This is a genomic window from Vibrio gigantis (assembly GCF_024347515.1).
Classification (GTDB): Bacteria; Pseudomonadota; Gammaproteobacteria; order Enterobacterales; family Vibrionaceae; genus Vibrio; species Vibrio gigantis.
Map to the genome: position 1 here is coordinate 1430839 of NZ_AP025493.1, position 20113 is coordinate 1450951.

Consider the following 20113-nt stretch of genomic DNA (forward strand, 5'->3'; position numbering starts at 1 on the left):
ACATGCCCCAACCAGCCCCAGATACGGTGAGAATCATCACTTTAGACAAGTACTCGTCCGAGACCGTATCGGTAAGCCCGCTCTCCCTCTATTCTTCCTATGAGAAAATCGATATCGAACTGAGAGCGCCTCATTCCATGCCTGGTTATCATTGGCATGGTCAAATTGAGGTGAATATTCCTTTTGGCGATGATGTGGAGTACATAATTAACGGAAGCCCCGTCGTGGTTAAAAGCGGATCGATTGGCTTGTTTTGGGCATCTGTGCCTCATCGACTCACGAATCCGGGTCAATGCCATAATATGGGGATCATCAATATCCCGATTCACCATTTTATGTCATGGGCTCTCAGTCGAGATTTAGTGAATCAGATAACTCACGGTAGTGTGTTGCAATCGAATTCTTGTTCGTTGATCAGTGAATTTGAAATCTCACGCTGGGAACAAGAGATAAAGCATTCGTCAGAAAGTCGCCAACAATTGGCTATGGATGAAATTGGCCTAATGCTTAAACGGATTTGCCTTGATGGCTGGCAACAATTGCTGGTAAATCGACAGGATAAGTCGACCAAGAAAGGGGTGTCGAAACATTCCCAATTCTATGTAAGCCAAATGTTGGAATACATAGCCACTCACCATAATCAACCATTGACCGTTAAAGATATCGCTGAACATATTGGATTACATAGCAACTATGCGATGAATGTGTTTCAGAGAACGATGCAGATGACCATCAAGCAGTACATTACTGCGATGCGTATCAATCATGCACGTGCTTTGCTGAGCGATACGGATAGAACCATTCTCGATATCTCACTCACAGTGGGCTTCAATTCAAGTAGCCGATTCTATGAAACCTTCCAAACATACATTGGTGTCACGCCGACTCAATATAGAAAACTGGCTCGGGAAGACCACCGATGGAGCAGCCATGGAGCCAGCCCGCTATACGACCTTGAAAAAGGAGCATGTGATGGGAAAAGACCATTAACGACGACGGACAGTTAGCGGTATTGATTCAACCCGATAAAAGAAAAGCCACAGCATTTGCTGTGGCTTTTTGATTGGAGTGATCACTGTAGGCTTGATTTTATTGAGCCTAATATGAAGTGGATTAAGCGATTGCAGGTGCTAGGGGGGTCACCTGCAACGGCCAACCTTAGTGTATTAGTCGCTGTTATTTACCCACGAAACCGTTGTACAGCATGTAAAGGTGCGCGGCACTCCAAGAGAAGTTATTCGCGCCCTGAACCTCGCCCGTTTCTGGGTTGTAGTTCTCCTGAATCGGGGTCGCCTCTGTTAGGCCTTGCGCATTTTGGAATAGCTTGTCGACCATTTGACGCGCTTCTACACCGTATCCATAGTTGTCCATACCGCGTACACCAAAGTAGAACTGATCCAGCCACACGCGACCACGCCAGTAAATGTCTGGGCCGTAAGCTGGGTTGTCCATTGATGCCGTACCTAGCGGAATCTTAGGTGAGTTAAACTTGCTGGTATTTAGCATGTTCTCCACGACTTTGTCTGCGTGTTCTTGCGTCGCTGCATTGTTGAATAGCGGTGACCAACCTTCAGGCCCCATACCGCGTTTCACCAATACCGGACCTGCACATTGGTTAGGGAGTCCATTTGGCACCACTTCGATATCGTAGTAGAAGCCCGTTGACTCATCGTACATACAACGGTTGATGTACTCTTTGGTGTCCGCTGCTTTTTCTGCAAACTCAGCCGCTTTGTCTGCTTTACCCAGTACATCGGCGATTTGCGATAGGTATAAGTTGTCTGAGTACCAGTAAGACGCTTGGTCTACCGATTCTTGCATCAATGAGTAACCAGATAAGCTGTTTGAATCATCCGTGTTTTCGTTGAACTTCACCTCCCAGTCTTTCTTCGCCAGGGCCAGTTTGTTCATGTTCACAACCGAATTATCAAGGTAGGTCACCACCGAACCGTCTGCGCCCATTGCAATATTGTACGTGTTATCAAAGCCATTGGTGTCGTGCGCGTAGCGACCCATTTGGTCTATCTCTTCCGCTTTTTCTTGTGTCGGTTGTTCAGATAATCCTTGTAGGTTATCGATAGTGTCGATAAAGCCGAATACGCCTGCGTTATCACGACCTGACTCCCAACCCGCTGCAACTTTCGCAGGTATGCTCATCGCGGTGTACTCACCAGAAGTCAGTAATTCATTGTACTTCTCGATACTCGTTTCTTTGATCCACGTATCGCCATTCGCTTCGTCTTTATATTGGAACTTCATGTCGTCCACAGACGCATCTGGTCCCCAAGAACCGTTATTCACATCATCTTCGAAAACGGTATGAATTGGATCTTTCGCTGCGCCATATTCCGGTATTCCGTTCTTGTTGGTATCACGAGCGCGTAACCACCAATCGTGGAATGCCACTAGCTTCGGATACATTTCTTCTAGCCACTTCTGTGCTTCTTCGGGACGGTTATGTTCGTCTTTCAGTGCCGTATACACTTCCCAAACAGCCCATGCAGCCAGTGATGGCTTAGTATTACGCTCGTTCCAGTTCAGGCCATCGGTCGCTTGAGGGAACACTTTTTTGTATTCCGCAGACATGCCTTCCCAACGTTCTGCTGGTAGGTTGTAAGTCACGACATCAAGTAGGTAGCCTTCATCCCAAGGGCGGACTGGATCATCAGACTGCACTTGGTATTGGAATACAGTACGAATGTTTTCCATCGCTACATCTGGGTTGAAGTGAGACATTGCGTAAGCTTGCTTCCATGTATCCCACGGCCATGTCATGTTGCCCGAGAAGTAAGGAGCAGTAACGGAAGGGGTTACCGTGTCGTGGTCAATCGCACCCGCAGCTCCACGCCAGTTCGCGTTCAATGTTTCCATTGCTTTTACTGCAACGAACTCATGCTCTTTTGAAGCCGCATCGTTGGTGAGACCGTTTTCTAGGTATTCTTCCCAACGCATTGCTGAATCGTGCATGTAACCTTTTGGATCGGCCATCACTTTATCCAGTTTTGCAAACTCAGACGCTTGTTCTTTGGTGTTTTGAACGTGAGTGTAAGCCGTGTATAACGTGATCTCTTCGCCATCACCTAGAGAGGCCGTTTGCACGAACCCTTTTTTGTCATCATTGATGGTAGAAGTTTCTGGTTTGATAGAACGCGTCACTTCGAACTTTGAATCGCCAGATGTCAACAATGACCATGAATCACGAACTGCGCCAAAAGAGATTTCTACACCACTGTCTGTCGCTGCAATTTCACGGGAGTAAGTTGGGTAAGCTTCTTCAACACTACGGACTGTGCTGTCTTCATTCTTGTAGGCCGTGCCATCATCCGCACGATAGTTTTGCATCAACTCACCATCCCATTCACCTTGAATATCTAGCTTATTTGGGTTTTTGATGGTGGTTTTTACAAGAGAAGTACGATTAGTCACAAAACGCATTTCTAGCTCGGCTTCGATACCGTTATCGCCTGTATACGTTTGAATCAACGCACCTGGTTGTGAGTATGCGTTTGTCAGTTCTAGCGGCATTGGCTGGCCGTCGACAGTCAGAGCCAAACGGTCGAAACGTGCAGCCATGAATGATACGTATTCTTCGGTCAATAGCGCTGTACCACCTAGCGTGATTTCACCACCTTTGGTGTCTAACGTGTGGCCATGCCATGAGCCGTTATCGAACATTGGAATGTAGCGCAGGTGGCCGCCGTGTAAATCACGTAATGCCACAGGTACACCTGCACGATCGATGGTGTTGTGGAATTCGGTTGCTTTAAGTGGAGCATCCACATTCGAGCTATTATCACTACTGTTGCATCCGCTTAGTGTTAGAGCAACCCCGACAGCAATCGCACATAAAGACGTTTTAAACTGCATGTTATATCCTTCATTTATTGGTTTTTGAATCTGATCAGGCGAAAAAAGGTCGAGACATGCCCTGCCGAGTTTCGTGAAGAAGATTCAGCCTTATTTATTTCACTTATTGGTATGAGAAAAGAGCGTTATTTGCGTCTTTTCTTTATTTATTCAACTTGTTTAAATAACAAGTTATTAATTATTGAATAATATTTTAGCCTTGATGGATTACGACTAGATTCTTTCTCAATAAAATATAATTTCTTATTAGTGCGTGTTAATCATTATTCGTTTGCCATCGATATGGCTTTTAATAATTCACCGTCAATATTTGGAATCGTATCAGAAAGAAATATCTGATTGCCTGGTGTGTAGGTCATTAACACATTTCTGAGCCGTTCACTGCCTTCTCCATTCTTGTTTTGTACATCAAACTCAATCAGTTTGTTGTACACCTCGTTCGCCAGCTTCTCTTCTTGCTCTTCAGTAATAGCAATACGTCCTATACAGATCGGAGGGCGCACATCATGGCTGAATACTTCATCTCGAAAGCGCTTAGCGAACAACGTATCAAGCTTAGATCCTTCTTCAAAAATAAAACGGCCTTGATCTTTGAAGCGGTATTGGTCTTCGCCTTTTAATTCAACGTAGTCCATCATTTCTAATGCTCGAAAATATATGGCTACAGACGTATGGCTCAGTTGATATTTATTGGCAATATCTTGTGGTGACCATTTTTTTCGTCGCAATAGATACAAAAAATCAAACAAGTACGGATATTGATGGAATATTTCACTATTTATATCAGTAATAAACTGTTCGTTCTCTTGCTGTAACTGTTTGCCTCGCATAGATAATTCTACTAAGTCAGTATCTAAATGAGTCGCGTACGAGAGTATTTTATCCAGCCCTAAAGACGTGTTGTGCAGTTGTCTTTTTATGGTTGAGAGAGGAATTCCCATCCCAGCAGAGAGATCGGAATAACAAATCCCCTTCTCTTTGATTTTTTCTCGTAAAGCAGCAAGTAAATACGTTGCAGAATTATTCATCTAACAATGCCTGTTCTATTTTTGTCAGCATCCCTGATAATAAATTCAAGAGAATCCTACTCTTGTGATTTTGGTTCCAAATATTTTCAATATTAACTATGAGTTGAGTTTTGCAAATTTTATTTGTTGTTGATTGAACAAGTTTTACTCAATATTACTAACGTTTAACTCATTATCAGTATGGGGGTGAGTATAATTGTTTTGATGCGTAAAATTAAGTTCATGGTGGTTTTTAGTAAAAATTTTCTTACGAGAGATTAATTTGTTGGGTGGGAAGTATCAATAAGTTGTACTTGGGAATTTAGTCTAGATTGATATCACAAAGTATTCGTGATTGACTGGTATTTTATTGAGGAGATGACCAGTAAAAATATTGTTATAAGGAGTAAGGAGGTTAGTTAAATGGAGAGTGTAATTATTGAAGCGTAATCATATTATATAGTTATTTCCTAAACTTCCTATATATTTGTCCTATTTATTACTCGATCTTTAATTTACTTGGTATCTCACGTTTCTCTCTCTTGGCTTGATAGGCGGAAGGGGGGAAGGGCGAAATTGTCTGCAAGCAGATAAGAAAAAAGCACATCCAATAGGATGTGCTTTGAATGTTTGAGCTTTCTTAGTCGCGAGCTACATGGCTAAGTTTTCATTTCTTAAATTGGTGAGTTCTTTAAGGCGTTTTGCATACTCTTTTTGGAATTCGTCAGGGTCTGCGCCTTCAGATACTTGAGCGTAAACTCGCATCTTGTTGCCGCCGTAGATCTTAGCAAGATCATCGTTGCTGTAACCACGTTTCCATAGTTCATCAGTAATCGCCGCTAGGATCTTCGATAACTCACCATTACCGGTAGCACCTTTGTTGAACGCTTCAATCATGTAGCCGCCATCGTCGTACATTTTCGCGTTCTTGGTTGCGAAATCCACAACCATTGCTGTAGAGAACATATCATCAGTTGCGATACCTACGTGGTCAACGCCCACCAATTTCACGTAGTAATCGATCATATCCGCGGCTTGAACAGGAGATATATCTTCAGGCCACACGCCATCCATCATCCATTCAGTGAAGGTTGGAGCAATGTAACCACCTGATTTAGCCGCGCGTATCGCTTCATCATCGGGAATAGCACGGTAGCAACCTTGTGGCGTTGCATCGGGCTCACTCTTATAAAGCCCGGCAGGCACTGAGTGCGTGTAAACAAATGGGGTCCCAGGATACTTCTCTTCCATGTAATCCATCGCGTCATTTGCTGTCTTTGAGCCTGTGTGGCTGAGATCGAGAATGACCTGATACTCGACCATCGAATCAATAACAGACTCTCCCCAAGGTGTTAGGCCAATATCTCTACCGTTAAATGCTGCTAACTGTCCTGAACCTGTTCTGAAAATGTCGTTATACGCCAAAATCATGCTTTTTAAGCCCATGTCTTTTAGAATCGCCATCTTAGTGACATCTTCTTCCAAAATCGTTGCAGTTTGGCTGTTCCAAAGCACGGCGGTTTTGCCTTCAGTGTGCGCTTTTTCAATGTCATTATTAGAATGCGCGATGATGAAATTGTCAGGTTGTTTTGCCATCGCAGAGCGGTGTTTATGATGGTGAAACAAGAAGTCATCAAAGTTGTGGTCAGCAGCGGTAATAGTGTATTCATGCCCTGTAATACCTGCATCACGAGCATCTTGGAAGTAATCCAATAGTTGTTGCTCATCTTGCCAGCCTGCACCATAAGGGCTCGCGAGCATACCAATGACAATGGTGTCTTGGACAAATGTTTTAGCCTTGTCTGATGCAGGCCAGGTCTTACTCTCAACACTTGCCTGTGCAACACCAACACTCATTGCAATGCTTGCTGCTACTAACGTTATCTTTTTAAACATGAAAACCTCTCAATTACGGGCTTAAGTCCATTTATATTTATGCCTAGATTTAATAGTAGACCCTGACGGTATCGTCGAGTTATTTAAAATTGATAACCCTGTCATACTTTGTAATCAAAGCGTTACGTCCTGAATTGTGATTTTGCCTTAATGCTAAAAACTTAAAGCGCCTCTTGTTAACTTGAGGTAATAGTAGCTAAGCTAGAAAAGTAAAATGTGCATTTTGTGCCACAGAGCTTAGAGCTAGTATTGATGAAGAAATTGATGTCGACATGGGGTTGAGTTGTGGATTTAACCTGTTTTAATCGAGACAAAGGAATCGTGAACTGATGCTTGAGTTACCGTTGATTGCGAAGAGTGTAGTGAGTCATTTTCAGCAGTGCTTGCGAGAAGGTAAGGCATTAGAGCTCGATTATGCCGGAATAGAAGCACTCGCTGTTCAAGTGAGCATGCCATTCTCAATGGATACCTCACCTGCTCAATATGTCTCGTTCAATGTGTTTACTCAGTTCTTAGGGGGGTTGAGGAAGGTATTACCATCTGATGTATTTGTTTCTTCGTTGTTGGAGAGCGCTCAACGAGCTGCTCTTGAACTCGATTTTTCCAACCTATCAGATCAAGGTTTTCTCTCCCTTTTCCCGTTTGAACAATGGTCAGTCGAATCGTCTCCACAGTCATTAAAGCTTTCATTTCTAGTATCTAATAGCTCGCTTAATTGTATTGAAGCCGAACTGTTTTTGATCGTTTATAGCCACGCCTATTTTAAAGCTCAGCAGACGGATATTGATAAGCCGATTCGTTACGACTTAGTTTCAGTGTCAGCGAGCACGTTAAATGAGTTGAGAATACAAACGGAAACGCCACAGTACTTAGGTCAAACTGAGACGTGCATTTCGTATAACCCCATTGATCTAGATTGTTCTATCAAAGCGCTGTCAGCGGCTACGACTTCTGCCTTCAAGGTGACACAAGCATTACTTCCTTATATCGGCCGAGTAGATGTAGATTTGGTGATGTTTGGTCAGATAAACCGAATTGGTAAGCGCACAATCCAAAGGGCGCTTAGTGAAGAGGGGACGACCTTCCGAACCATCAAAGAGGCTTTGTCTTTTGAATTCGCCAAGCGCGTTATGGCTGAGCAAGATTATTCGGTCTCAGATATTGCGCTTCACTTGGGATACGCAGATGCCTCACAATTTATAAGAGCGTTTAAGCGAGCGAACGGAATAACACCGCACCAGTGGAGAAAGAGTAATAAAGGTATGCTTGATGGTATAAATTCATAACCCTTCAATATATACTGTCTCTCATTCTATAACTTCAAATGTTAACTATGAAAAGAATAAGTGGATTTACTCTGATTGAGCTAGTGGTAGCTATTGTGATCCTTGGCATTTTATCTGTGGTAGCAGCACCAAAATTTTTAGGACTTCAATCCGATGCCAGAGCGGCAGCGTTAAAAGGGCTTAGAGGTTCGATGGAAGGCGCTGCAGCAATTGTTTACGGTAAAGCTGCTGTAGCCGGTGTTGAAAATTTACCAGCTTCAAGTGGACAAGTCACAACAGTGGATGGCGTTGAAATCGATTTTGGTTATCCAACTGCTTCAGAAAGCGGTATTGGAACAGCGGTTCAAGGGCTTAGTAGTGATAATAGCGATTGGAAGCAGCTAGGTGCTCATACTGAGGCTATTCCAAATGAAGTCATTGTCTATTCGTTTGAAAATGCACAAGAAAACGAAACTTGCGTTGTGATCTATCGTTCGAATGCTTCTGCGGGCGCACCCACCATTTTGTCGTCTGAAGCTGACTTGTGTTAATGACTTAAGCTTACAAAATACTGAGAAAGGCCATCTTTATGATGGCCTTTTTTGTGTTTACTCGGTGACATATTGTGATTTCACTCCTCATTTTGTAAATCAATATTATGAACTTTAACGTGCGGCACTTAATGTTTGTGTTGTTTCTATTTTGCGTGGCTATTTCAGGAGTAAGGTATGAGTTCGAATCAAATCAAAAATGTCGTGTTTGATGTGGGTAATGTCATTGTGCGTTGGTCACCTTTAGAAATTACTCACCTTACGTTTGGAAGCATCGCCGACCTGGAAACTCGCGCGCGTTCAATCTTTCAAAGTGCTATTTGGCTGGATTTGAATAAAGGGTTTTTGACCGAAAATGAGGCTAAGCTTCGTTATCAACAAGAACTCGATTTATCTCCATTAGAGTGTGACCGCTTGTTTTATTACGTTAAGAAAACGCAGATCTTACTGCATGGAACTGTCGATCTCATCAAGCGAGTAAAGTCTGCAGGTTATGGTGTTTACGCCCTTACCGACAACGTAGTTGAGATTGTTGAGTACCTAAAAAATACCTACGAATTTTGGCCGTTATTTGATGGTGCGGCGGTTTCTGCTGAACTTGGCATGCTCAAGCCACAGCCCGAAATCTACCGCGCGCTGTTGAATAACAATGATCTCGAGGCTTCAGAAACGGTCTTCATTGATGATATGCCTTATAACGTAGAAGGGGCGAAAGCCGTGGGTATGGCTGGTATTCAGTTTGTAGATGCCGTTCAGTGTGAAAATAGTTTACGAGCGCTTGGCGTCAATTTGAACCTCTGACTACTGGGTGAAATATCTCTTAACTTGAGGATGTAGAAAATGAAAAGATACCCATCTAAATCCATCGTTACATTTTTGTTTTTAACATTGTCGGTGCTGGTTTTAGTGGTTGCTGCCGTACTTCAAATTCGTGGTGAGCAGACGTGTGATGATTGCTACGAATCAGACAAAGGGCAGTTTAAATATGTCCTTTATAATGGAACGTCGCCCTCTGTTATTCCAAGCATTCATAACACCCTGTTGCTCAATCGAGTTCCTTTGATGAAAACGTTCGAACTTGATTCTATACCGACAGTGACCATTAGAGTGTGGCGTGATCAAAAGGCTTATTTAGACGAGCAAGAACGAAGTATTGGATACCGATATGCGTTTTCTACCGGGTATATCGAGCCTAAAAGTAATGAAATCAGGCTGCTCTATTTTGGCGGTGAAATTCATAAAACCGCTTTGCATGAGTTTGTACATTTGCTGACGTTGCAAGTAAATCCCAACTTTGCGAATAATCCGCGTTGGCTGTGGGAGGCTATCGCTATCTACAAGTCTGAAGACTATTGGTTTCACTTGAGTAACAGAAATGCCATCAATCGCCGTTTCGATGGGCTGATTCAGGAGCTATACATTAACCCTAACACCAGTTCGGCGATTTATGAGGTTGGTTATACGATAGGGGAGTTTATTGAGCATTCATGGGGGAACAGGGCGTTTGTAGACCTTATTAAGAGCAACGGTGATGTTTCAAAACTTACTGAACAGCCGCTAGAGTCCCTGTTTTCTGATTGGGAGAAGTTCGTTAAAACGACGTATTTGAATGCCCCGCAAAGTGAGTATGAAAAAGCCATGGATCAAAGTCCATTTGAAAGCCGGGAAGAGAGCGATTAAAAAAAGGCGATGTTGAATCATAAACATCGCCTTTTTATTGTCTATAGTCTCGCTTGTTGCTACGAGTCTGACGCTAGCTGTTGTCGTTTGTCTGTTCAGCATTCAAGTGTCGAATCAGCTTTGCTGGTGTGCCGCCGTATAAGCAGTCTGGAGGCACATCACTGTTGACCACAGAGCTCGCTGCGATAACAGAGCGAGCGCCAATCGTCACGCCTTGGTTAATCACAGAGTTTCCACCAATCCAGACATCATCTTCGATTGTGATAGGTAGACAAAACGTTTCCCACTTACGACGACTGAGGTGGCTTAGCGAGTGAGAGGCCGTGTAAAACTGGACACTTGGCCCAACCAATACATTGTTGCCTATTTTGATGTTGGAGCCGTCAAGCATCACCACATTCATGTTGATGAAGGTGTCGTCACCAATCTCGATGGTTTTACCAAACTCACAGTGAAAGGGAGGGCGGACAATGCTGCTTCCTACCTTACCAAACAGGTTGGCTTGCAGGCTTGGCTGCTGAGACGCATCTGTACAGTGATTGAAATCTGACAGTGCCTTGCTAGCATGAGTGCGCATTTGGTCTATTTCATCGTCTGCGCCATCAAAAACCTCGCCGGATAGCATTTTTTCGAGTTCTGTTTTCGTTTTCATTGTTTGCATCTTACTCGTCAACATTGATATTAGAATACGGATAAACGGACATAAAAAAAGAGAAAAGCCTCAGCCTTTCTCTTCCTATTTTGTAACTTCAAGTTAGCTTAGCTTGCCGAACTAATTAGATTTGCTCTACGAAACCCATTAGGTGCTGTTTCACTTCGTCTGAAGCAAAAGCGCTGTCGACAGAGTACTTGTAGATTTCTACGTAATCTTCTTTAGTTAGGCTAAAAGTTTCACATACACGCTTAACTTCGTTAGTCATGGTTGTGTTCGACACAGTACGGTTGTCTGTGTTGATGGTTACAACGATGCCATCTTTTTGGAATTTAGCAATTGGGTGGTCACCAAACTTATGGATACACTTTGTTTGCACGTTACTTGTTGGGCAAGTTTCAAGTGCGACTTGCTTCTCTTTCACGATGTTGTATGCGTCTTCGTTGCCTTGGATGTGAACACCGTGGCCGATACGTTCAGCGTCTAGCATAGTTACTGCATCGTAAACGTTCTGACCATGCCATTGCTCGCCAGCGTGTACTGTTACATGGTAGCCTTGTTCGATTGCGTACTGCGTGTACTCAGGGAATTCAGCACAGAAACCTGGCTTTTCACCGCCTGCAATATCAAATGCTACCACGCCTTTACCAAGGTATGGTTTGCCTGCGTCAATCACGTCTTTGATAGAGTCTTTAGGGAACATACGCAGCACAGACATGATGTAGTTGCCCTTGATGTCGTATTTCTCTTCTGCACGCTTCATGCCTTTCACAGCACTTGCAATGATCGCATCAAGAGACAAGCCCTTGTTTACGTGCAGGATTGGGGCAAAGCGAACTTCTAGGTACTTAACGTTTTCTAGTGCCGCATCTTCGTAAAGCTCAAAAGAGATACGTTCAATCGCTTCTTCAGTTTGCATTACTTTTAATGGTAGCGCGAAACAAGCTAGGTACTCGTCTAGGTCTTTACAATCTTCAGGCACAGTAAGAGATTTAACAACCGCATCGCGGTCTTCTGGTAGCTCGATATCGTATTGTTTTGCTAATTCAATGATCGTGTCTGGACGAACGCTTCCGTCTAAGTGGCAGTGTAAATCAATCTTTGGCAGTGCTAGAAAATCCATGAGTATTCCTTAGTTCTATTATTATTTGAGCGTGTTAACTCACATGCTCTCAATTTATCAAGAACATGATATGATTAAAAGTGACTAATAATCATCATTAATCTGAATCTTAGGAATATCATGGTAGATGTTAAGAGCTTACTCAAGTGCGACATGAACTTACTGCTTTGTTTACACGTTTTATTGGAAGAACGCAGTGTGAGCAAAACTGCCGAGAGGTTGTTCCTTAGCCAATCTGCGGTCAGTAAGCAATTAACTAAACTACGAGCTTTGTTTGATGACCCTCTATTTGAGCGCGAATCGAAAGGGCTTTTTCCTACTCCTAAGGCCTCTTCGTTAGCACCTAAAATTCATCAAATCCTTCTTCAAGTCGAGCAGTTAACTGTCCCTGATGTTTTCGATGCCAAGGGCAGTGAGAGAACGTTTAATATTGATCTTGTTGAAACCGCTTATACCGCAATTTATCCTAAATTTATGCCTAACGCGCTGTCAGATGCGCCGAACATTACGGTAAATAGCAAAACTTGGAGCAGCGAAACCTTCAAGCGTTTGTTAAAGCGAGAGGTTGATTTTGGTATCGGCATTTTTGAGCTTGATGAGCGTGCTAGTACGCACATTCAAAACATCCCTTCGGAATTAAATTACGTTGAATTACTGCAAGATTATTCGGTTTGTTTGATGCGTAATGATCACCCTGCACTTGAAGAGGAGTGGGATCTACAAACGTTCCTGAAATATCGCCATATCCAGTTGGTTACAGGGGGAGCGGGTGATTGGCTATTGATGGAAGTGCTAAATTCCAAGCAGCTTGAAATCAACAAAGCCGCTAATGTTTCAGACATCACTAGTGCAATTAAGCTGTGTAAGCAGAGTGATTTGTTGATGTGTTATCCGTACAACTCGGTACGTGATTACATTGATAGTGGAGAGTTAGTGATGAAGCCCGTCCCGGTCGATTTGGTGCCAGGAGGCTTGTTCTTGCTTTGGCATAAATACTTCGATTCAGAGCCGAGCCACCGTTGGCTGAGAGAATTGATTGTTGAGCAAACCCGTTAATAAGGCTATGGGCTCATGTCTCCTTGCTTGTGTGAATTCATAGCGGACAAAAAAGTAATCTAAATATTTTCTATTTTTTTCGCGTTTATTTCGTCTTTTCAAAGTTGGCCACGTCTTAACTACGTTGTTATGGCTTTTTTAAGACGAAATAATGAAAACAAACGAAATAAGACCGACGGAAGCGTATTGGGCTTCCATCCTCAAAAATGAACAAGTACGTGCTTCATTGGTTGATATCCGTCGTGGCATTGAGCGAGAGCTGATCCGTACTCAGTCTACGGGTGATATGTCTCATCATGCTCATCCGAGCGCTCTTGGCTCGGCACTGACACACCCATATATCACAACCGACTTCGCGGAAGCACAGCTTGAGTTAGTAACTCCTGCAATGAACGATCGCAGTGCCACCTTTCACTCCCTAGCGTCTCTACATCACTTTGTCGCTATGCACTTACCAAAAGGCGAAAGCTTATGGGGAGCCAGCATGCCGCCCAAGCTCCCGGTTGATGAAGCTATTCGTATTGCAGATTATGGCAATTCTAATGCTGGGATGCTGAAAAAGCGCTACCGCGAAGGACTAGCAAATCGCTATGGCAAACGAATGCAGGTTATCTCTGGTATTCACTACAATTTTTCGCTGCCAGAAGCTTTCTGGACTGCGCTATACGATCATCAACAGCGTATAGATGGAAGCGTCAGTGAACAGACCCTAGAAGAGTTTGTATCAGAGCGCTACTTTCACATGATCCGCAATATATTACGTCATGGCTGGCTTGTTCCTTATCTATTTGGCGCATCTCCTGCGGCCGACAAAAGCTATCTATTAGGGCAAAAACATAGCCTTGAAGTGTTTGACGAAGATACGTATTTCTTGCCTTGGGCGACCTCACTGCGGATTAGTAATTTAGGGTATAGCAGTGATGAACAGTCTTCTTATCCCGTCAGCTTTAACAATCGACAGCAATATTTAGCCGATTTGTATAACGCCCTCACTCGGCCAAGCGAGCGCTATCAAAACCTTAGTTCATCTCAACAAATGAATGGTTCGGTACTACAACTAGAGAATGAGCTCTATGGCTCTGTTCGCCCTAAAATCGTTAATGATCATTTACGTCCTTTATATGCCATGTGTCACTACGGTGTGCAGTATGTTGAGCTCCGCAGTATGGATAACAACCCTTACTTGCCATTAGGCATCAGTGCTGAGCAAAGCTACTTCTTAGACATGTTATTAGTCTACAGCGCGCTCGCACCAAGCCCGGAGTTGACTGAGGAAGAGCGCCGAATTGTGACTCAACGCCAAGAGCTCGTGGCGACTCAAGGTCGTAAGCCAGGGCTGATGTTACCAACATTATCTGGCGATGTTTCTCTTGAGGATCTTGGCTCTGACTTGATGGATTCTCTTCATCAGATAGCCAAAGATTTTGACGCGACGTTTGAGACTGATTCATTTACCTCGAGCCTTCACCATGAGCGTAAAAAGTTGCACAACAGTGACTTAACACCATCCGCTCAGATACTTGCAGATATGAAAGAGCAAGGTGTTAGTCACAAGGCCTTAATACATCGCCTTTCAGACGAACACTTGGCAACCCATCGTCGACATCGTGTTGCTGAAAAAGAAATGGCGAATTTGCACGCATTGGTTAATCAGTCACTGTTCAAACAACACCTGATGGAACAGCACCAGGAGATTAGCTTTGATTCATTTTTGGAGCAGCACAATCAATTGCAGCGAGACTGCCAATTTCAAGAGGCAATAAAGTAGCGAGTTATGGATATTCTTTGGAAATTACGCGGCTATCTTAAAATGTTCAGCCGACAATATTTGATGGCGTTTGCGGTGCTGCAAATAGTGGCGGCATTAAACCTTATCCCTTCGTGGCTGATTGGGCGCATTGTTGACAGCATCAGCGAGGGTGAACTGACATTGTCACTCTTGTTGCTTTATGTTGGAGGCATTGTGGGCTCTGCATTCGCTATGTATGGGTTGCGTTATGTATGGCAAAGCAAATTGTACGGTGCAGCTATTGGTATTACGCGAGTGATGCGTCGCGAGCTATTTCATAAGTTCTCGCGTCTATCACCATCATTTTATTCTCGCCGTAGTACTGGCGACCTCATGGCGCATGCAACTAACGATTTGAATGCGGTCGAAGAGGCAACGGGCATGGGTATTATGACCCTTGTTGACTCATTGATTGCTGGGTTTACGGTGATCTTTGGCATGATCTTCGTCGTTAGTGGTTATTTGACTGCGGTGGCTCTATTACCTTTTCCACTGTTGGTTTATTTGACTCGCCGTTATGGAACGCGCTTACACACCGCGTTTGGTAAAGCGCAATCAAGCTTTTCTGAATTGAGTGAAGAAACCCGAGAAACGGTATCGGGAATCCGCGCTGTCCGTTCACATGGTATCGGCCAACGACAAGAGCAACGCTTTGCAAAAACGCTTGATGACACGCTAGATGCGAACCTTGAAGTGGCGAAAGTGGACTCAGCGTTTGGGCCAACCATCCAGTTAGTGTATGGCCTGTCATTTGTTATCTCACTTGGTTACGGAGCATGGTTGATTGAGCAGGGCAGCATTACCGTTGGTTTGTTTACCACCTTCACTTTATATCTGGGTCAACTGTTAGGCCCTTTCCTCCAATTTGGTTGGCAGTTCAATGTTTTCCAGCGTGGTAGTAAATCGTGGGATCGTTTAGACAGCTTGTTGTCAGAAGTTGAAGAGGTCGTTGAAGGAAGTAAAACCCTTCCTACGGATACTGAGTCAACATTGGACATCAATATCGTTTCATTTTCTCATGGCAAAGCCAACAATCGCACTCTAGAAGCGATTCGCTTCAGCGTTGCTGAGGGCGGGCTAGTTGGGATCACAGGCCCAACCGGTGGCGGTAAAAGTACATTACTCCAACTGTTAATGAGGCAGTTTCCTTTAAATGGGCGCTCTAACATAAAGCTAGGTGGATACTCTATTGACGAGCTCACCTTTGACTCTCTAAGAAATAAGGTCGCGTGGGTTCCACAGAAGCCATTCCTTTTCTCGGGATCGATTATGGAAAACATAGCGCTGGCTAAACCTGATGCAACGCTCGATGAAATTAAGCATGTCGCAGAAATGGCCGGGATAAAAGCAGAGATTGAAGCGATGCCAGAGGCATTTGAAACTCAGTTAAGAGAAGGTGCATCCAACCTTTCTGGAGGGCAGAAACAGAGGCTGACTTTAGCAAGAGCATTGCTTTCTGATGCTGATATCTTATTGCTGGATGACCCGTTCAGCGCATTGGATATGAAGACCGAAGTCGTCGTGCGCCGAAATCTAAAAGCGCATTATGCGCATAAAACGATGTTGTTAGTGACACAGCGTTTAACCAACTTGATAGAAGCTGACCACATTTTAGTGTTGAACCAAGGGCAAATTGAAGAGCAGGGCTCTCACCATCAGTTGGTGGCAAAAGAAGGCTGGTATTCCATGGTTTATCAACGTCAAAGCCAACTTGGTAAAGATGAGGTCATCCCCCTCAATAGTGCAGACAGCTCAAGTCAAAAAATCAATGAAACAGGAGCAAGTTATGCCTAAGTCACAACACGCTGCTCAAGATGAACAGTTACGTGAGAGCAAGCCAGAAGCAAGCTCAATGTACCGTCGCCTATTGGCTTACTCACTGCCTCATAAAGCTCGATTCTTACTGGCTTTGGGAATGTTAGCGATTGCCGTCGGAGCGGAAATGGCGATCCCATGGCTAGCGAAAATCATCTTAGATGATGTGATTGTTCCGCAGAAATTCGAGCTTCAACACCTAGTTATACTCACGGGTGGAGTGATAGCGTTTTATATCATTGCAGCGCTGTTTACTTATTTGCAAGCGGTGACCTTCCGTCACAGTGCTCTGTTGGTGGTAAATGATATTCGTCGAGAGTTGTTTCGTCATGTACTTAACTTCCCGATCAATACCTTCGATAAGTTGGCAGCGGGTAAGTTGGTGTCGTATATCACCAATGATACGGAAGCGATGCGGAATATGTTCGTTTCAACATTTCCAACAATTATCCAAGGTGCCCTACGTATCGTGGTGATTTTTATCGCGATAGCCCTGCTCGATTGGCGCTTGATGCTGTTGAGCTTGGTTCTGATTCCTGTATTGCTGATGACAATGCACATGTACCGCAAGATCTCGATGCCAGTATTCGATGGTATTCGAATTCAAGTGAGCAATATCAACGGTCGATTGAATGAATCTTTGCAAGGTATGGCGCTGATCCAAGCGTTTCGTCAGCAGCAGTCATTCAAAGAAAAATTCGAGCAAGAGAACCAAAGTTGGTTTGAATTTAGAACGAAATCGATTGCGATCGACAGCTTTATGCTGATCCCATTAACGCGCTTAGTTTCGACATTAACAGCGGCGGGTATAGTGGCGTGGTTTGCAGGGGCTTCATTTAGCACTGTGGTTGAAGTGGGAACCTTGTATGCGTTTCTTAATTATATTGAACGATTCTTTGACCCGTTCCGTCAGTTATCAATGGAGTTAAGAAAGTTACAGGTGGCGACGGTCTCTTCAAAGCGTGTTTTTGAACTACTTGATGATGAGTCTGAACACGACCGCTATTCACGCGAGAAGGTACAGGTTTCTGAACCTTATGACATTGAATTTAAAAACGTGCAGCTAAGCTATGAAGAAGGTAACCCTGTATTGAATGATGTCAGCTTTGTCGCTAAGGGGGGGCAATTTACTGCGATTGTAGGCCACACAGGTAGTGGCAAAAGCTCGGTTATTAATCTACTGATGCGTTTTTATGATTACCAACGCGGTGAGGTGCTTATTGGAGGGAAGCCACTGTCTGATTTTCCTGAAGAGCAGTTACGTCAAATGTTTGGTTTGGTTTCGCAAGACCCCACTATATTCAGTGGCTCTGTTCTTGAAAATATCGATCTTACAGGCAGTCATTTAGCTGAAGGCTCTCATTCTCAAAAGAGAGCCCGAAAATTAAAGGCAGTAACGGCGGCTAAGCAAGTGAAAGCACACTCGTTTATTTCCCGTTTGACGGATGGTTACGACCATCACCCCGGCCAAGGTGGTGCTTCATTCTCTGTTGGAGAAAAGCAACTCTTGGCGTTGGCGCGAGCTATTTCACACGATCCTAAGATCTTTCTACTCGATGAAGCCACAGCCAATATTGATAGTGATACTGAAGAAGCGGTGAAAATGGCATTAGAGGAAATTCAAGACGGCAGAACCGTGATTACTGTAGCTCACCGATTATCGACGATTAAACATGCCGACCAGATATTAGTCATGAATAAAGGGCAGATCGTACAGAGCGGAACCCACGATGAATTAGTCCATCAAAATGGTGACTATCGTGATTTATATCTTGCTCAGAAGGAGCAAGAAGAAAAAGAACACTTGAGCAGCAAGCTAGGATTGTCAGCTGTTACAGCATAAATATTTTGAGAGTAATGGTAATGAATACAGAGAAACAACCAGTGATTTCACAACAAACCATCGAAGATGCTGCTGAGTGGGCAATTATGCATGGCGTCGCGTTCCGTCAATCTGATAACACGGCAAGGCATTGTCCTTTTAGTATCGCGCCGATGACGATGGAACGTAGAGTTTATGAGCATCTTCTTAAAGTCACGCCTTTGGTGACTAAACTGGTGAGCAACGTTTCAGAAGATCACGACTTCTTGCAGTCATCTCTGAGTGATATGGCGAAAGCGGACCCGTTTTTTGGCCGTTTGATGGAATTGCATCAACAGGCTCATGGCAGTGAATCTCAAAGACTACACCCTGCTCGACAGCCGTTATTGCTGATGCGAACCGACTTTATGGATGATCGTAAACACGGAGCCAAAGTCATTGAGTTTAATGGCATTGCCGCAGGTATGGCACCGTTTGGACAAAAAGCGACAGAGTTCCATGCTTTTATGCACAACCAATGGCCAGAGACTTATCAAAATTGGTTAGAAGATAAATCAGCGACTCCAGCAGAAAACCAAGGGCTTGAGCAAATGGCTTTCGGTATTGCGACCTCGGCAAGAAAGGTAAGAGAGCACTTTGATGATTCAGCTAAACCTACATTTTTGATGGTGGTGCAGAAGAACGAAGATAATGTATACGACCAACATCTACTTGAGGTCGAACTACAAAAACAGGGCATTCGCACGGTTCGTCGTACCTTTGAACAGCTGAGTAAGCAGCTTTCAAGCGGAGAGAACCAACGCTTACTCCTTGAGGGTATTGGCGCAATTGATGTCGTGTATCTGCGTGCTGGCTATCAGTATTCTGATTACTGGGCGCCGGATCTGAATGAGTCTGTTTGTTGCCAAACACTGAGTCAAACTCGTCTATTTATGGAGCAGCACTATGTGGCGATGAATGCCACGATTAGCCAACAACTCGCCACCAGTAAAACCATGCAAATGATGCTGACCATGATGCCTGCATCGGAATACGCGCGCTGGGGTTTAACGCTTGAAGAAGCAGAGCTAGTTAAGAGTGTGCTGGCTGATATGAAGCCAATTAATACCAATACTATCGAGTGGTTCAATAGCGATGCGATTAAACAAGAGTGGGTGTTAAAAAACCAAGGTGAAGGTGGCGGTCACTGCGTATTTGGTGATGACATTAGTGAACAATTGAACCAGCTCAAACCGGAAGAGTACGACGCCTGGGCTCTGATGCAACGTTTGTATCCACATGAACGTGATGTTCCAACCATTGCTGTGCGAGATACTCAACAAACGTTAGTTGATGATCTTGTGAGTGAGGTTGGGCTGTTCACCGCCTATTACCAAGGTGAGCCAGTCACTCAGCTTGATGGTTATGCGGGATACTTGATTCGCAGTAAACCTGCCAGTGAAAACGAAGGTGGGATCCACAGTGGCAAAGGGATTCTAGACTCGTTGGTGTTGATTGATTAATTTATTAGCTCTCAATAAAAACCAGAACTCATGTTCTGGTTTTTTTGTATGTAGGAGACGTTGAACTGAACTCATGGAAACGCATCCG

15 protein-coding genes are annotated in these 20113 nt (G+C 44.0%); 10 read left to right on the plus strand and 5 right to left on the minus strand.

Annotated elements, in window-relative coordinates; translation table 11 throughout:
• Positions 1 to 2: 2 nt before the first annotated feature.
• Positions 3 to 1007, plus strand: a complete 1005-nt coding sequence (melR, locus tag OCV56_RS22435; RefSeq protein ID WP_086714729.1) for a transcriptional regulator MelR — start codon at positions 3 to 5, stop codon at positions 1005 to 1007.
• 169 nt (positions 1008 to 1176) lie between these two features.
• Here melR and ygjK read toward each other — a convergent pair whose 3' ends face one another.
• The 3 genes from ygjK to OCV56_RS22450 all read right to left on the minus strand — a co-directional run bounded on the left by ygjK (position 1177) and on the right by OCV56_RS22450 (position 6770).
• Positions 1177 to 3867 carry an alpha-glucosidase gene (gene ygjK, locus OCV56_RS22440; RefSeq protein WP_086714730.1) on the minus strand — a complete coding sequence of 897 codons (2691 nt, stop codon included), beginning with the start codon at positions 3865 to 3867 and terminating at the stop codon, positions 1177 to 1179.
• Between the two features lie 263 nt (positions 3868 to 4130).
• Positions 4131 to 4895, minus strand: a complete 765-nt coding sequence (locus OCV56_RS22445) for a transcriptional regulator (RefSeq protein ID WP_086714731.1) — start codon at positions 4893 to 4895, stop codon at positions 4131 to 4133.
• Positions 4896 to 5525: 630 nt separating this feature from the next.
• Positions 5526 to 6770 carry a membrane dipeptidase gene (locus tag OCV56_RS22450; RefSeq protein ID WP_086714732.1) on the minus strand — a complete coding sequence of 415 codons (1245 nt, stop codon included), beginning with the start codon at positions 6768 to 6770 and terminating at the stop codon, positions 5526 to 5528.
• A 329-nt stretch (positions 6771 to 7099) separates the two neighbouring features.
• On the opposite strand from OCV56_RS22450, the gene OCV56_RS22455 reads away from it, so the two are divergent.
• From OCV56_RS22455 to OCV56_RS22470, 4 genes are all read left to right on the plus strand, one after another.
• Positions 7100 to 8056, plus strand: coding sequence for a helix-turn-helix domain-containing protein (locus tag OCV56_RS22455; RefSeq protein WP_086714733.1), 957 nt, complete (start codon positions 7100 to 7102; stop codon positions 8054 to 8056).
• A gap of 47 nt (positions 8057 to 8103) precedes the next feature.
• Complete coding sequence (locus OCV56_RS22460) at positions 8104 to 8586, plus strand: type II secretion system protein (protein ID WP_086714734.1); 483 nt, start codon at positions 8104 to 8106, stop codon at positions 8584 to 8586.
• Between the two features lie 177 nt (positions 8587 to 8763).
• Entirely contained in the window at positions 8764 to 9387 is a 624-nt protein-coding gene (locus OCV56_RS22465; RefSeq protein WP_086714735.1) for an HAD family hydrolase, read from the plus strand.
• 39 nt (positions 9388 to 9426) lie between these two features.
• The gene (locus OCV56_RS22470; RefSeq protein ID WP_086714736.1) at positions 9427 to 10266 is read left to right on the plus strand and encodes a hypothetical protein; all 840 of its coding nucleotides are present in this window, start codon (positions 9427 to 9429) and stop codon (positions 10264 to 10266) included.
• A gap of 73 nt (positions 10267 to 10339) precedes the next feature.
• On the opposite strand, the gene OCV56_RS22475 is transcribed toward OCV56_RS22470, so the two are convergent.
• Positions 10340 to 10918, minus strand: coding sequence for a sugar O-acetyltransferase (locus tag OCV56_RS22475; RefSeq protein ID WP_086714737.1), 579 nt, complete (start codon positions 10916 to 10918; stop codon positions 10340 to 10342).
• Between the two features lie 124 nt (positions 10919 to 11042).
• Positions 11043 to 12041 carry an adenosine deaminase gene (add, locus tag OCV56_RS22480; RefSeq protein WP_086714738.1) on the minus strand — a complete coding sequence of 333 codons (999 nt, stop codon included), beginning with the start codon at positions 12039 to 12041 and terminating at the stop codon, positions 11043 to 11045.
• A gap of 120 nt (positions 12042 to 12161) precedes the next feature.
• Between add and OCV56_RS22485 the strand changes: the two genes are divergently transcribed.
• The 5 genes from OCV56_RS22485 to OCV56_RS22505 all read left to right on the plus strand — a co-directional run bounded on the left by OCV56_RS22485 (position 12162) and on the right by OCV56_RS22505 (position 20025).
• Positions 12162 to 13097 carry a LysR family transcriptional regulator gene (locus tag OCV56_RS22485; protein ID WP_086714739.1) on the plus strand — a complete coding sequence of 312 codons (936 nt, stop codon included), beginning with the start codon at positions 12162 to 12164 and terminating at the stop codon, positions 13095 to 13097.
• A gap of 151 nt (positions 13098 to 13248) precedes the next feature.
• Positions 13249 to 14865, plus strand: a complete 1617-nt coding sequence (gshA, locus tag OCV56_RS22490) for a glutamate--cysteine ligase (RefSeq protein ID WP_086714740.1) — start codon at positions 13249 to 13251, stop codon at positions 14863 to 14865.
• A gap of 6 nt (positions 14866 to 14871) precedes the next feature.
• Complete coding sequence (locus tag OCV56_RS22495) at positions 14872 to 16680, plus strand: ABC transporter ATP-binding protein (RefSeq protein WP_086714741.1); 1809 nt, start codon at positions 14872 to 14874, stop codon at positions 16678 to 16680.
• Positions 16673 to 18544 carry an ABC transporter ATP-binding protein gene (locus tag OCV56_RS22500; protein ID WP_190960442.1) on the plus strand — a complete coding sequence of 624 codons (1872 nt, stop codon included), beginning with the start codon at positions 16673 to 16675 and terminating at the stop codon, positions 18542 to 18544. The genes OCV56_RS22495 and OCV56_RS22500 overlap by 8 nt, the downstream gene beginning before the upstream one ends.
• A 20-nt stretch (positions 18545 to 18564) precedes the next feature.
• Entirely contained in the window at positions 18565 to 20025 is a 1461-nt protein-coding gene (locus OCV56_RS22505) for a glutathione synthase (protein ID WP_086714899.1), read from the plus strand.
• The last annotated feature ends 88 nt before the right edge of the window (positions 20026 to 20113 follow it).